Here is a 13,582-nt window from a genome sequence, read left to right as displayed (position 1 = left end):
TTTTCATGCGTCGTCTTCCGTTCGAACGACTCTTTTGTCTGGATCGGCCAGTTCACTACCACAATGTTTACAGTAAATTGCGTCAGAGTCGTGCCCTGCGTGGGAGCAGTTTGGGCATTTCACCAATACTTTGTGCGATTGCATCTCTTGGTGCAGTTCGGCAGTGAAAATACCTGTAGGTACCGCCAAAATGGAATAACCCAGTAACATGGTGAGTGATGCAAGCCCTTTACCTAGGTCTGTTTGAGGGACCAAGTCACCATACCCAACCGTTGTGATGGTCACGATCGCCCAATAAATACTCTTAGGAATGCTAGTAAATCCGTTTTCAGGTCCTTCAATGATAAAAATCAACGAGCCGAAAATCGTTACCATAATGGCGACGGAACTAAAGAAGATAAAAATCTTTCTGCGCGCCATAAGCAGTGAACGTAAGAGGATATTGGACTCTTGGAGGTATCGGACTAACTTGAGTATGCGGAATATTCGCATCACTCGCAGCGCCCTGATCACACCCATAAACGAAGCGGATGGGAAGAAGAGTGCTAAATAAGTGGGCAAAATCGCAAGTAAATCGACGACACCATAAAAACTCTTTGCGTAGGCGGCAGGTTTAGGAGAGCAATAAAGCCTTAGAAGGTATTCAATCGTGAATAGGCCAGTAAATGTGTATTCAATAAACTTCAGCTCTTTTTCCCACTCGGCCCGAACGGAGGGTATCGAATCTAACACCAGTACGATTAACGAGCTGATGATCGCGATAATGAGAGCAATATCGAACGTTTTACCAGCTTTGGTATGAGTACCAAAAATGGTGACATATAGAGTATGTTTAAGAGAGTCAGTCGTCATGACAAAGCGATCCATTGTTGAATCGCTCTATCATACAATTTTATAGAAACTCAGGCTAATCCTGGAAATAAGTTGCGTAAGCCATTCGCAATGAACTCTATGCCAAGCGCGCCCAATATCAAACCCATGATACGAGTAATGACGTTGATTCCAGTTTGACCTAAAAATCGTACGATCAATGGGGCAGAGCGGAACAATAGCCATGAACAAAGGCAGAACAAACCAATCGTAATACTAATGCCCACGGTATCGAACATGCTTGGGTAGCGTGCACCATAAACAATAGTCGAACTGATTGCACCAGGCCCTGCCATTAAAGGCATTGCAAGAGGGACCACACCAATCTGTTCACGACTGACGTATTCCGTTTTCTCTTGTTTGTTCTGCTTATCTTCCCCCAGTTTACCGCTCATCATCGAGAATGCGATGCTAAGTAATAGCAACCCGCCAGCGACACGAAACGAATCCAGAGAAATACTGAACATGTCTAACAGTAACTGACCAGCAAAAAGCGAAATGATCAGGATGATCGCAACAGCCACATTTGCTGTTGTTGCCGTATTGCGCTTTTCGTCGGGTGTCATATGCCCGGTTAGTGACACAAACACAGGCATGATACCAACAGGGTTTACTGCGGCGACCAAACCGAGAAAAAACTGCAAGAAGATAGCAAGTTCAAAAGTTTGCATGTTGCTTACTCATCAAAGTTCACATTAGTGAAAAGGAGAAGGGGTAATTTGGGCGTAATGTAAGGCAAAAGTTAGGTTGTAAGAAATGAAAAAAACTAACGCATTCCCTGCCATTTAAGTGAGAAAAACTAATTCTTTAATAAACTGTATCTAATCTGGAAAGGAAATGTTACCTATAAAGTTGCTGATAAATTGCACTGTTTTACATAAACGTTAACATTCGCACATTTTTGATAAAAACCAAGGTGGTTTGTAGAGAGATGTATTCGGTTCGATATACTCTCAGTAGCACAAAGAATTGGGCCTACATGTAATTTTGTTGGTCAAAAATGAAACTTTTTTACAGGTTGTTGTAGTTTCTTTTATTTATTTGTCCATTTGCTTCTTTTTTACTCAATAAAAAATGAAAGTTAATTTATTTGTTTATCAGTGATTTATGTCATTTTGGTGTGATGAAGCACCACTTTGGTAGTATTTAGGTGGTGAGAACTGATCCAAGTCAATTTTTTTCACACTCTGAAATATTATACTCAGTCCTGAAAGCAATTTACTAAGACGTTTGTTTTCTAAGTGACTGATAAACAGTAAAAACGATAAGTAATAGCCTTAGTAAAAAGTTTTTAATATTTGTTAATTTTAGGAGATTCCCTATGCCTGTAACTAATATGGCTGAACTAGATGCAATGGTTGCTCGCGTTAAGAAAGCGCAAGAAGAGTTCGCTACTTACTCTCAAGAGCAAGTAGATAGAATCTTTCGTGCAGCTTCTCTAGCAGCTAACCAGGCCCGTATCCCGCTAGCTCAACAAGCGGTAGAAGAATCTGGTATGGGTATTGTTGAAGATAAAGTAATCAAGAACCACTTTGCTTCTGAGTTTATCTACAACAAATACAAAGACGAACAAACGTGTGGCATCTTAGAAGAGGATGACAACCTAGGTACTATGACTATCGCTGAGCCTGTAGGCATCATCTGCGGTATCGTACCAACGACTAACCCAACTTCTACAGCGATCTTCAAATCTCTAATCTCTTTGAAGACTCGTAACGGTATCATCTTCTCACCACACCCACGTGCGAAAAACTCAACTAACGATGCAGCTAAACTCGTTCTAGATGCAGCAGTAGCAGCAGGCGCACCAAAAGACATCATCGGTTGGATCGACCAGCCTTCTGTTGAGCTTTCAAACGCTCTAATGAAACACGATGACATCGCTCTTATCCTTGCAACTGGTGGTCCAGGCATGGTTAAAGCCGCTTACTCTTCTGGTAAGCCAGCAATCGGTGTAGGTGCAGGTAACGTTCCTGTTGTTATCGATGAAACAGCAGACATCAAACGTGCTGTTGCTTCTATCCTTATGTCTAAGACTTTCGACAACGGTGTAGTATGTGCTTCTGAGCAGGCTGCAATCGTAGTTGACGAAGTATACGACGAAGTGAAAGAGCGTTTTGCTTCTCACAAAGCGTATGTCCTAAGCAAAGCAGAAGCTGATAAAGTTCGTAAAGTTCTTCTTATCGATGGCGCGCTAAACGCGAAAATCGTAGGTCAGCCAGCAGCAGCAATCGCTGAAATGGCAGGCGTTAAAGTTCCAGCAGACACTAAAGTTCTTGTTGGTGAAGGTCTGGGTAAAGTATCTCACGATGACGCATTCGCTCACGAGAAACTATCTCCAACTCTAGGCCTATTCCGTGCTGACAACTTCGAAGACGCGGTTGCTCAAGCGGTAACTATGGTTGAGATTGGTGGTATCGGCCACACATCTGGTCTTTACACTAACCAAGATACTAACGCTGATCGTATCCGTTACTTCGGTGACAAGATGAAGACAGCTCGTATCCTAATCAACATCCCGACTACTCACGGTGGTATCGGTGACTTGTACAACTTCAACGTTGCGCCATCTCTAACGCTAGGTTGTGGTTCTTGGGGTGGTAACTCTATCTCTGAGAACGTAGGTCCTAAACACCTAATCAACAAGAAAACTGTAGCGAAGCGAGCTGAAAACATGTTGTGGCATAAACTACCTAAGTCAATTTACTTCCGTCGTGGTAGCCTTCCAATCGCGCTTGGCGACCTAGAAGGTAAGAAACGTGCATTCCTAGTAACTGACCGTTTCCTATTCAACAACGGTTACGCAGATGACGTAGTAAGCCTACTAAAAGCTCAAGGCATGGAAGTTCAAACATTCTTCGATGTTGAAGCTGACCCAACACTGTCTGTAGTAGAAAAAGGTGCTGCTCAAATGGCTAGCTACCAACCTGACGTTATCCTAGCGCTAGGCGGTGGTTCACCAATGGATGCAGCGAAAATCATGTGGGTAATGTACGAGCACCCAGAAACTCACTTTGAAGAACTAGCAATGCGCTTTATGGACATCCGTAAACGTATCTACAAGTTCCCTAAAATGGGTAAAAAAGCTGAGCTTGTATGTATCACTACAACTTCAGGTACTGGTTCAGAAGTTACTCCATTCGCGGTTGTTACTGACGACAAGACTGGTGCTAAATACCCACTAGCTGACTACGAAATCACGCCAAACATGGCAATCGTTGATGCGAACCTAGTAATGAACATGCCTAAGTCTCTAACAGCATTTGGTGGTTACGATGCAGTAACTCACGCTCTAGAAGCTTACGTTTCTGTTCTTGCTAACGAATACTCAGATGGCCAAGCTCTTCAAGCACTTAAGATGCTAAAAGAGTACCTACCATCAAGCTATGCGAACGGTGCAAATGACCCAATCGCTCGTGAGAAAGTACACAACGCAGCTACTATCGCTGGTGTTGCATTTGCGAACGCATTCCTAGGTGTTTGTCACTCAATGGCTCACAAACTGGGTGCTGAGTTCCACTTGCCACACGGCCTAGCTAACGCACTACTTATCTCTAACGTGGTACGTTACAACGCGAACGACAATCCAACTAAACAAACTGCGTTCTCTCAATACGACCGTCCACAAGCACGTCGTCGTTACGCTGAAGTTGCTGACCACCTAGGCCTAAGCCAAGAAGGTGACCGTACTGCTCAGAAGATTGAACGTCTACTAGCATGGTTGGATGAACTAAAAGTTAACCTAGACATCCCAATGTCTATCCAAGCGGCAGGTGTTGCTGAATCAGATTTCGTAGCGAAACTGGATGAGCTAGCGGTAGAAGCGTTCGATGACCAATGTACTGGTGCGAACCCACGTTACCCTCTAATCAGCGAACTTAAAGATGTGTTGATGGCTTCTTACTACGGTAAAGCATTTGTTGAAGGCGAAACTTTCGAAGGTACAACTGTTATAAAGAAGAAAGCAGACCAAGAAGCAGCAAAAGCAGCACCTAAAGCAAAGAAAGAAAAAGCTGACGCGTAATTAAAAAATCGAGTGAGCAAGGTTTTCGCTAGCACGAAACCTTAATCGGGAAAAGGTTAAAGCCCCAGTCAAATGACTGGGGCTTTTTTTATTTTGGTGCAGGAGTTACATCTGGCTCGGGAAAACAGAGTTGCTGTGTATGCTTACACTTCGGTCGCAACTACTCGGCCACTGAAGTATTCATTCGCGACGATGTATGCTGTGTTGCGGACTAGTTCGTCTTGGATCTCAGCCCAGTGTCTCTCGTTGAGCTCCTCTTTTGTATGATTTACCGAGGGAATAACGCCGCCCACTCGAATGTTGAATGGTGTGAGTTCTTTTGCCCAGCTGTGAGTAAAACCTGACACCAACGCCGCCATGCTTTCAACTCCCGTAAAGTCTTCATGGTTGTCATGAGAAATGACGTTAACAATGACGCCTTTCTTGTTTCTGGCTCGAAAGCGCTCTGCTCCTACTTGGCCGTAGGTATAAAGGAAGCGTGCCGCAGACGACAAGTGATCAATGTAAGTACTCATTGGTTCTGGCGCCATTAAGCCAGGCATAGGGGAGCTGGTCCAGCAATTAACAATCACATCTGGTGTCGCACGTAGCTGTGATTCTATCTGGTCAAACAATAAGTTAATGGACGTTGTGTTATCACTACACACATTCATCGCATACACTTTGTCAGTGAAAGCGCTGATTTGCTCATAGCTCGCTCTCAAAGCGCTAGAATTTTGGTCACAAAGAATCAACGTTGCTCCAAGGTGAGCAAAGTGATTTGCACAGGTTCTTCCTATAACTGAACCTGCAGACGTGACGAGAATAATTGATTCTTTGATATCCATAGCACCTTCACTGTATCCATATGTGAAAAACAATACACCAGTGGTTTGTGCTAATAGCATGGTTGAAATTCGTTGGGTTCAGTGTGAAAGGCTTCAAACTAACGCTTTCGAGTGAGGACTATTGTGCGGTAATTTGTAAGATGTCACATTTCTGACGTGTAGGTATTGCAAGCTATTGGATAAAAAGCGGATCTCTATGCTTTAGCTTGAATTTGATGCTGACGTTGAGCCGTCACTAGCTGATTATATAGCCCAGCATCTGGGATCAGTTGTTTGTTGCGTTCGCCCAATCTGCGTCGCTCATGACCAGATAGGTTGTGATAAACCTCCTCTGGTAGGTTGAATGTGTCTTCAGGCAGGTAAGTCAGCGCATCTGGTTTTAGGTAATGGCTCAGCTTTGCGGAAGGCAATCCTGCATCGTGAAACTGTTTCGCTTGTTCAGCTGCGAGTTCATAGCTGCTGCTATTAGAACGAAGAGCTTGAGGTTGCGATAAACCCAATTGTTGGCGAAGAATACTGTCACTGGTGATGACTTCCTGGACCTCTTCAACTGGGACCACATCGCGAACATCATTAGAGAACATAGACAGAATCAGCGAGAAATCCGCACGACGACCTTCGTGTACGGCATGGTTAATACCATTACCGAACTGAAGTTCGTTGATAATTGCAGCTTTGTCTAACGTATGAATTTGCATGATGTTCCTCGCTCGATGCTCTTTTAACGGCGTGGATAAGAAAAACTTTAGTAAAAGAGGGAATTATTTAAAGGTGCTAGGGAAGGCGAAACAAAAAAGCCCGCTAAATAGCGAGCTTTTGAATAAGACTAAATTGAACTTAGGGGGAAGTATATTACTTCGCTAGGTTCTCAGCTACGAAGTCCCAGTTTACTAGAGCCCAGAAGCCGTTCATGTAATCAGGACGTACGTTGCGGTAATCGATGTAGTACGCGTGTTCCCATAGGTCAACAGTTAGAAGTGGTGTTGTACCTTCTTCTGTTAGAGGAGTAGCAGCGTTAGATGTGTTAACGATCTCTAGAGAGCCGTCAGCTTTCTTAACCAGCCAAGTCCATGAAGAACCGAAGTTGTTGATTGCTGAATCAGTAAACTTCGCTTTGAATTCTTCAAAAGAACCGAATGCTGCGTTGATAGCGTCTGCAACTGCGCCAGTTGGCTCGCCGCCCGCATTTGGAGCAAGACAGTGCCAGTAGAACGTGTGGTTCCAGATTTGCGCTGCGTTGTTGAATACGCCACCAGTAGAAGTCTTGATGATCTCTTCTAGAGTTTTGCCTTCGAACTCAGTACCAGGGATAAGACCGTTAAGCTTAACAACGTAAGTGTTGTGGTGCTTACCGTGGTGGTAGTCTAGAGTCTCTGCTGAGATGTGTGGTTCTAGTGCGTCTTTCGCGTAAGGAAGAGCTGGTAGTTCAAATGCCATTACTCGATTCTCCATTGATTTGAAAGGATGACCTTTCGATTGCTTCCAGTGTTTTTTATAGCTATGTCGCCTTTAAGGCTGACTTGCTAAGTATTTTAGCAAGTTTTTACTTTATTAAAACCCCGATATGAAAATATTTTAAGAGGTTAGCAGTGGTGAAGTGCTGCATTGCTCGCCAATAAGCAACCTAAAATTAAGCCTTATTAATTATATGGTTTTTATTCTGTCGTTATTGAGTAGAATGTGGCAAATAAATAAAGTTCAAACCCATGAATGAGGAAGCGATGGAAACTATCGACAAAATCAAACAGCAGATCTCTGAAAACTCAATCCTGCTGTACATGAAAGGATCACCGAAACTACCTAGCTGTGGTTTCTCTTCTCAAGCGTCACAGGCACTAATGGCATGTGGTGAGAAGTTCGCTTACGTAGACATTCTGCAAAACCCAGATATCCGTGCTGAGTTACCAAAGTACGCGCAATGGCCAACTTTCCCTCAACTATGGGTTGAAGGTGAGCTTATCGGCGGTTGTGACATTATTCTAGAAATGTTCCAAAAAGGTGAACTGCAGCCTCTAATCAAAGAAGCAGCAGCGCGCGCTGAAGATCAAGCTGAGTAATTCGTAAATACTCACATTTAGCGATAGAATACGAAGGAGCCGTACTGGCTCCTTTTTCTTTTTAGGTTAGTGGAATGAACATAAAGCTTTACTACGTGCATGACCCAATGTGCAGTTGGTGTTGGGGTTACAAACCAACGCTGGATAAACTAAAACAGCAACTGCCAGGTGTGATTCAGTTTGAGTATGTGGTTGGTGGTCTTGCGCCAGATACTAATTTACCGATGCCGCCCGAGATGCAACAAAAACTCGAAGGTATTTGGAAGCAGATTGAGCGCCAGTTAGGCACTAAGTTTAACTACGATTTCTGGAAGCTTTGTACGCCAGTTAGAAGCACTTACCAATCTTGTCGTGCGGTTATTGCAGCGGGCTTTCAAGACTCTTATGAGCAGATGCTAGAAGCGATTCAGCATGCGTATTACTTACGTGCGCTGCCTCCTCATGAAGAAGCCACTCACTTGCAACTAGCGAGAGAAATTGGCTTGAATGTTCAGCAATTCAAGAATGACATGGATGGCTCTTTCTTAGAAGGTGTGTTCGAAGATCAATTGAGCCTTGCAAAGAGCCTAGGTGTGAGCTCTTACCCTAGCTTGGTTCTTAAAATTAACGACGCTTATTTTCCGATTGCCATCGATTACCTGTCGACAGAACCAACCTTGAAGCTGATTCGTGAGCGTATTATTGACAATATGCCAGCGCAATAACCACAGTTATGAATAACAAAAAGCCGCTCATTGAGCGGCTTTTTCGTAACTAATGTATATCCATCCAAACAATAGTATTAAAGCACCATTGCTGCAATCCAACCAAAGATGATTAGAGGGATATTATAATGGATAAAGGTTGGAACGACTGTTTCCCAAATGTGCTCATGTTGACCGTCGGCATTTAGACCAGATGTAGGGCCTAATGTAGAGTCAGAAGCTGGAGAGCCTGCATCACCTAACGCCGCTGCAGTACCTACCAGTGCAATCGTTGCCATCGGCGAGAAGCCGAATGCTAGCGCAAGAGGCACATAGATAGTTGCAAGGATTGGAATCGTAGAGAACGATGAACCAATGCCCATTGTTACTAATAGACCAACGATCAGCATCAGTAGTGCAGCTAGAGGCTTATTGTCACCGATGCTGGTTGATAGCGATTGTACTAGTGTTTCAACACCGCCAGTTTGCTTCATTACTGCTGCAAAACCTGCCGCTGCAATCATGATGAAGCCAATCATTGCCATCATGTGTACACCTTTAGTGAACACGTCGTGCGTCTCTTTCCATGCAATAACGCCGCCGAAAGTAAACACCATAAAGCCAGCTAGAGCACCGATAATCATTGAACCCGTGTAAAGCTGAACACCCAATGCAGCGACAATACCAAGTGCCGCAACTAAGATGTGCTTTTTATTGATGACATGATCGGTTTCGTCAACGACAGTCAACTCAGTTTCTTTGTAGACACGCGGTTTACGATAGCTAACAAAGATAGCCAGTAATAGACCAAACAGCATCCCTGCACCTGGCAGTAACATGGCGGTTGGGACTTGGCTTGCAACCACGTTTTCCAAACCGTTGTCATGTAGGTTCTTTAATAGAATGTTGTTTAAGAAAATACCGCCGAAACCAACAGGTAAGATCATGTAAGGTGTGATCAAACCGAAGGTAAGAACACACGCGACCAAACGTCGGTCGAGTTTAAGTTTCGCAAATACGCCCAAAAGAGGTGGAATCAAAATTGGAATAAAGGCGATATGGACCGGAATTACGTTCTGAGATGACATCGTAACAAGCACTAATGCCACCAACACGGCGTACTTTAAGCCAGTAGTGGAAGCGGAGTTTTCTTTGCCATTTAAGCGCTTGATAACACTTTTGGCCAGTAGATCCGTGATGCCTGATTTCGAGATGGCAACAGCGAAAGTACCTAACATGGCGTAGCTTAGCGCGATAGTTGCACCGCCACCTAGACCACTTTCAAATGCGGCAACCGTATCCCCAAGGCTCATGCCTGCGACTAGGCCGCCTACGATGGCACTAAACGTGAGGGCAACCACCACGTTTACGCGCATCAATGCTAACACGAGCATGACGCACACTGATATAACGACAGGATTCATACTTTTCCTAATATGTTGTGTTTACTTATTATTCTTCGTCGACAAGCGGCCAACCGCCGAGGGCCTTCCATTTGTTGACAATACCGCAGAATAATTCTGCTGTTTTTTGTGTATCGTAAAGCGCAGAGTGTGCTTCACGGTTATCAAATTCCATCCCGGCTGTTTTGCATGCTTTAGCGAGAACTGTTTGGCCATAAGCAAGGCCACTTAATGTAGCCGTATCAAAAGTAGCAAAGGGATGAAAAGGGACTCTTTTTAGTTTACAGCGTTCATTTGCTGCATTTACAAAACCCAAGTCGAATGCTGCGTTATGAGCAACCATAATTGCACGTGAGCAATCTGCGGCTTTTTGTTCTTTGCGAATAAGCTTATAAATTTCCTTTAGCGCCTCTTGCTCAGAAACAGCACCACGAAGAGGGCTGAAAGGGTCACGAATACCATTGAATTCAAGCGCTTCTTTTTCTAAGTTAGAGCCTTCAAATGGTTCCACATGAAAATGAATGGTGGAGGCCGGATGCAACACGCCATGTTCGTCCATTTTCAACGTAACGGCACAGATTTCTAAAAGTGCATCAGTTTGAGCATTGAAACCAGCGGTCTCAACGTCTACTACCACAGGGAAATAACCACGAAAGCGTTTTTTCAAGGTTAGAGCTTCATTTTCTAGTGTCATGTTGGCTTATTTTTGTGTGACGAAGGCTGCATTATTGCAGATTATACCGATGAGAAAAACCGCAATTTAAGAGAAAACCGGAATTCTATTTTGCATCCAATCAATAAGTTTGTATTGCATATTATGTAGACGTTTATTCGCCATACTTTGCATCATGTAAACCGATAAAACATGAGGAAGTAAAACGCTAAGTGGCGGTTAAGGTGATTGGAACACTATGGCTCACATTAATGGCAGTGTGACAGATATTCCGATATTGGCGAGATTTTTGCATGCCGGTTGAAGTGGTTTTATTGATGCAAATTGACGGCAACAGACTGCCGTTTAAGAGACAGTATTAGATGAAGAAATGGCTGATTACCAGTGGTGTTGTATTTTCGTTGTTTAGCACAAGCAGCTTCGCTTTGATGGGCAAACGTTATGCTGCAACTCCACAGCAATCTCAATGGGAAATGGTGGTCAATACACCATTAGAATGTCAGCTTGTACACCCCATTCCAAGCTTTGGAGATGCGGTATTTTCATCTCGTGCAAATAAAAAAATCAATTTAGACTTTGAGTTAAAAATGCGTCGTCCGATGGGAGAAACACGTAACGTCAGTCTCATTTCTATGCCGCCACCTTGGCGGCCAGGTGAACACGCCGATCGAATTACAAACCTAAAGTTTTTTAAACAGTTTGATGGTTATGTCGGAGGGCAAACAGCATGGGGCATTTTGTCTGAGCTGGAAAAAGGCCGTTATCCGACTTTTAGTTACCAAGATTGGCAGAGCCGAGATCAGAGAATTGAAGTCGCATTGTCATCAGTACTATTTCAAAACAAGTACAACGCGTTTAGCGACTGTATTTCCAACTTATTGAAATATAGTTTTGAGGACATTGCTTTTACGATTTTGCACTACGAAAGACAAGGTGATCAGTTAACCAAGGCTTCTAAAAAGCGTTTATCACAAATTGCAGATTATATCCGACATAATCAAGATATCGATCTCGTGCTGGTGGCGACGTACACAGATTCAACCGATGATAAAAGTGCGAGTCAAAGTTTATCAGAGCGACGTGCAGAGTCACTTCGTGACTATTTTCAGTCTCTAGGGCTACCGGAAGATCGAATTCAAGTGCAAGGGTACGGCAAGCGTCGTCCTATTGCAGATAACGGTTCGCCAATAGGAAAAGACAAAAACCGCCGAGTCGTGATATCTCTAGGGCGAACCCAAGTGTGATGCTTATAAAAACGCCGAAGCTGAAAGCTTCGGCGTTTTTGATTTACTGACGTTGTTAATAATATTTTAGTGGTATTTTGCCAAGCACCTTTCGGTGATTCCTGCTGTATAATTTGAATGTTAGTTTAAGCGGAATTTGGCAATGACTTCGCAATTGGTTGCGGTATCTATTTTTTCAACCTGTTTGGCAATAGCTGGATTAGGGTGACGCTTCATAAAGTCTATCAACGCCTTAGTACAGCATCCTATCGAGTCGATAAAGCTTGCACACTCTTTATTTGGGCATTGTGGGATAAGTGTTAAGACTTTCTCAGAGGCCAGTTGAAGGTATTTGAGTTCATAGTCAGTATCTCCGGCCCAACGCCAGAACTGAGCTAAGTTATGACAAGAAATCACAGAAATTAATAATCGCTCGTCCGCCTCAATTTCCACACATTCGCTGATATCTTCACTCAGGCTTAGGGCTTGCTGGTAATGAAGAATGCTGCGAACAGGGTCATCTAGTTGAAGTGCCGTATCGGCTAGAAGTGTGTGTTTTTCCCATTCACTGATCATTATCGTAATCCCGCATATCGAAGTTGCGGATAAATCTAAACGATAACTATTATCAAGTAAAGAGTTTTGTTTATAAAAGGACAGGCAGATCGCAGACCTGCCTGTAATCGGAGTTCAACTTGCAGTACAAGTGATTATTAGAAGTGCCGCTTAGCCTTCAAGACCTGCTGAAGCTTGCTTGTTTTGAATAAGCTCAATCATATAACCATCTGGGTCTTTTACGAATGCAATGTGCGTGCTTCCGCCTTTTACTGGACCTGGCTCACGCGTCACATTACCGCCCGCCGCTTTGATAGCGTCGCAAGTTGTGTAGATATCATCAACACCAATGGCGATATGACCAAAAGCGGTACCTAAGTCATACTCAGTTTTACCCCAGTTGTAAGTCAGTTCGATCACTGCACCTTGGGATTCGTCACCATAACCAAGAAACGCTAGCGTGTATTCGTACTCTTTATTTTCGTTAGTACGAAGCAGCTGCATGCCCATAACTTCAGTGTAAAACTTGATGGATTTGTCTAGATCACCTACGCGAAGCATAGTGTGGAGAATTCGACCGTTTGACATTTTTTGCTCCTAGCTTTGATTTACAAATAGCGTTAGCTATCTGGGTATACTTTCTCTTTATATTCGCACAAATCTTCGATAATGCAGCTACCGCAGCGAGGCTTTCTTGCTACGCACGTATAACGACCATGAAGAATGAGCCAGTGGTGCACATCGAGTTTGAACTCTTTTGGCACAACTTTTAATAGCTTCTGCTCGACATCATCAACCGTTTTTCCCATCGCAAATTTAGTGCGATTCGACACGCGATAAATGTGCGTATCGACGGCAATAGTTGGCCAACCAAAAGCGGTGTTGAGCACGACGTTTGCGGTCTTGCGACCTACGCCTGGCAGCGCTTCTAACGCTGCACGATCTTCAGGAACTTCACCATTGTGTTTTTCCAACAAGATCTTACAAGTCTTGATTGTGTTTTCTGCCTTTGAGTTAAACAAACCGATGGTCTTTATGTATTCTTTTAAGCCATCGACTCCCAAATCAAGAATGCTTTGAGGTGTATTCGCTACAGGGAAAAGCTTGTCGGTGGCTTTATTGACGCTTACATCGGTTGCTTGAGCTGATAGTAATACAGCGATTAGCAGCTCAAAAGGGGAGCTCCAGTTAAGCTCAGTTTGAGGATTCGGATTGTTTTCTCGTAATCGCTCAAGAATTTCGATTCTTTTTATTTTGTTCATTGCTG

General features: G+C 43.6%; 14 protein-coding genes. 4 read left to right on the top strand and 10 right to left on the bottom strand.

Going from position 1 to position 13,582, the window contains the following annotated elements:
• Window positions 1–3: 3 nt before the first annotated feature.
• Both R7P69_RS12560 and R7P69_RS12555 read right to left on the bottom strand, forming a co-directional pair.
• Window positions 4–867, bottom strand: a complete 864-nt coding sequence (locus R7P69_RS12560; protein WP_005380728.1) for an ion transporter — start codon at window positions 865–867, stop codon at window positions 4–6.
• A gap of 35 nt (window positions 868–902) precedes the next feature.
• Window positions 903–1,541: a YchE family NAAT transporter gene (locus R7P69_RS12555; protein ID WP_005380729.1), complete on the bottom strand. Its 639-nt coding sequence runs from the start codon at window positions 1,539–1,541 to the stop codon at window positions 903–905.
• Between the two features lie 650 nt (window positions 1,542–2,191).
• Between R7P69_RS12555 and adhE the strand changes: the two genes are divergently transcribed.
• On the top strand, window positions 2,192–4,894 hold the full coding sequence (adhE, locus tag R7P69_RS12550) for a bifunctional acetaldehyde-CoA/alcohol dehydrogenase (RefSeq protein ID WP_054574806.1): 2,703 nt from the start codon (window positions 2,192–2,194) through the stop codon (window positions 4,892–4,894).
• Window positions 4,895–5,037: 143 nt separating this feature from the next.
• Here adhE and R7P69_RS12545 read toward each other — a convergent pair whose 3' ends face one another.
• From R7P69_RS12545 to sodB, 3 genes are all read right to left on the bottom strand, one after another.
• A complete protein-coding gene (locus R7P69_RS12545) occupies window positions 5,038–5,781 on the bottom strand; it encodes an SDR family oxidoreductase (protein WP_005380732.1) in 744 nt (247 codons plus the stop codon).
• A 134-nt stretch (window positions 5,782–5,915) separates the two neighbouring features.
• The gene (locus R7P69_RS12540; protein ID WP_213874813.1) at window positions 5,916–6,419 is read right to left on the bottom strand and encodes a VC2046/SO_2500 family protein; all 504 of its coding nucleotides are present in this window, start codon (window positions 6,417–6,419) and stop codon (window positions 5,916–5,918) included.
• 154 nt (window positions 6,420–6,573) lie between these two features.
• Window positions 6,574–7,158, bottom strand: a complete 585-nt coding sequence (gene sodB / locus R7P69_RS12535) for a superoxide dismutase [Fe] (RefSeq protein WP_005396533.1) — start codon at window positions 7,156–7,158, stop codon at window positions 6,574–6,576.
• 284 nt (window positions 7,159–7,442) lie between these two features.
• On the opposite strand from sodB, the gene R7P69_RS12530 reads away from it, so the two are divergent.
• Window positions 7,443–7,778 carry a Grx4 family monothiol glutaredoxin gene (locus tag R7P69_RS12530; protein ID WP_017635833.1) on the top strand — a complete coding sequence of 112 codons (336 nt, stop codon included), beginning with the start codon at window positions 7,443–7,445 and terminating at the stop codon, window positions 7,776–7,778.
• Window positions 7,779–7,852: 74 nt separating this feature from the next.
• The gene (locus R7P69_RS12525) at window positions 7,853–8,482 is read left to right on the top strand and encodes a DsbA family protein (protein ID WP_258488113.1); all 630 of its coding nucleotides are present in this window, start codon (window positions 7,853–7,855) and stop codon (window positions 8,480–8,482) included.
• 77 nt (window positions 8,483–8,559) lie between these two features.
• Here R7P69_RS12525 and R7P69_RS12520 read toward each other — a convergent pair whose 3' ends face one another.
• On the bottom strand, window positions 8,560–9,885 hold the full coding sequence (locus R7P69_RS12520; RefSeq protein ID WP_017821192.1) for a Na+/H+ antiporter family protein: 1,326 nt from the start codon (window positions 9,883–9,885) through the stop codon (window positions 8,560–8,562).
• A gap of 28 nt (window positions 9,886–9,913) precedes the next feature.
• Window positions 9,914–10,558, bottom strand: coding sequence for a ribonuclease T (gene rnt / locus R7P69_RS12515; RefSeq protein ID WP_025767203.1), 645 nt, complete (start codon window positions 10,556–10,558; stop codon window positions 9,914–9,916).
• A gap of 341 nt (window positions 10,559–10,899) precedes the next feature.
• Here rnt and motY point away from each other — a divergent pair, with 341 nt between their 5' ends.
• A complete protein-coding gene (gene motY, locus R7P69_RS12510; protein WP_258488110.1) occupies window positions 10,900–11,781 on the top strand; it encodes a flagellar protein MotY in 882 nt (293 codons plus the stop codon).
• A 120-nt stretch (window positions 11,782–11,901) separates the two neighbouring features.
• Here motY and R7P69_RS12505 read toward each other — a convergent pair whose 3' ends face one another.
• From R7P69_RS12505 to nth, 3 genes are all read right to left on the bottom strand, one after another.
• Window positions 11,902–12,336 (bottom strand): DUF2753 domain-containing protein, encoded by a 435-nt coding sequence (locus R7P69_RS12505; RefSeq protein ID WP_005384886.1) that lies wholly within the window; start codon window positions 12,334–12,336, stop codon window positions 11,902–11,904.
• 150 nt (window positions 12,337–12,486) lie between these two features.
• Window positions 12,487–12,903 carry a lactoylglutathione lyase gene (gloA, locus tag R7P69_RS12500; RefSeq protein ID WP_005380739.1) on the bottom strand — a complete coding sequence of 139 codons (417 nt, stop codon included), beginning with the start codon at window positions 12,901–12,903 and terminating at the stop codon, window positions 12,487–12,489.
• A gap of 32 nt (window positions 12,904–12,935) precedes the next feature.
• Window positions 12,936–13,577, bottom strand: a complete 642-nt coding sequence (gene nth / locus R7P69_RS12495) for an endonuclease III (RefSeq protein ID WP_005380743.1) — start codon at window positions 13,575–13,577, stop codon at window positions 12,936–12,938.
• Window positions 13,578–13,582: the final 5 nt, after the last annotated feature.

The sequence above is a fragment of the Vibrio sp. 661 genome (assembly GCF_033339315.1).
Taxonomy (GTDB): Bacteria; Pseudomonadota; Gammaproteobacteria; order Enterobacterales; family Vibrionaceae; genus Vibrio; species Vibrio alginolyticus.
Note: the sequence above shows the minus strand (reverse complement) of the source record. Positions and strands in the feature narration are given on the sequence as shown.